A 462-nucleotide genomic window follows, 5' to 3' on the forward strand; every position below is an offset into this window, starting at 1 on the left:
TTGTGGTGGTTTGTGTGTGGTGTGTGGGTGTTGTGTGAGAACTGGATAGTGGACGCGAGCATCTTGTTTTTCTGTAAGTTCGATTTTGTCAAGCAGTTTTTCTGTTTGTGATTGTTCTTAGTTATTTGTTTGTGTGTTGTGTTGTAAGGGCGCATGGTGGATGCCTTGGCATAGTAGGCCGATGAAGGACGTGAGAGGCTGCGATAGGCCTCGGGGAGCTGCCAACTGAGCGTTGATCCGAGGGTGTCCGAATGGGGAAACCTGGCCGTCGTTGTGGGCGGTCGCCGTTAGATGAATTCATAGTCTAATTGGTGGTTACGCGGGGAAGTGAAACATCTCAGTACCCGTAGGAGTAGAAAACAATTGTGATTCCGTTAGTAGTGGCGAACGAACGTGGATGAGGCTAAACCGCGTGCGTGTGATACCTGGCAGGGTTTGCGTGCGTGGGGTTGTGGGGATGCA

General features: G+C 50.9%; 1 rRNA gene. It reads left to right on the forward strand.

Annotated elements, in window-relative coordinates:
* Window positions 1-133 precede the first annotated feature (133 nt).
* Window positions 134-462: ribosomal RNA gene (locus tag QP995_RS10830) — 23S ribosomal RNA — on the forward strand; the annotation flags it as partial.

This window comes from Corynebacterium sp. MSK032 (assembly GCF_030232065.1).
Classification (GTDB): Bacteria; Actinomycetota; Actinomycetes; order Mycobacteriales; family Mycobacteriaceae; genus Corynebacterium; species Corynebacterium jeikeium_D.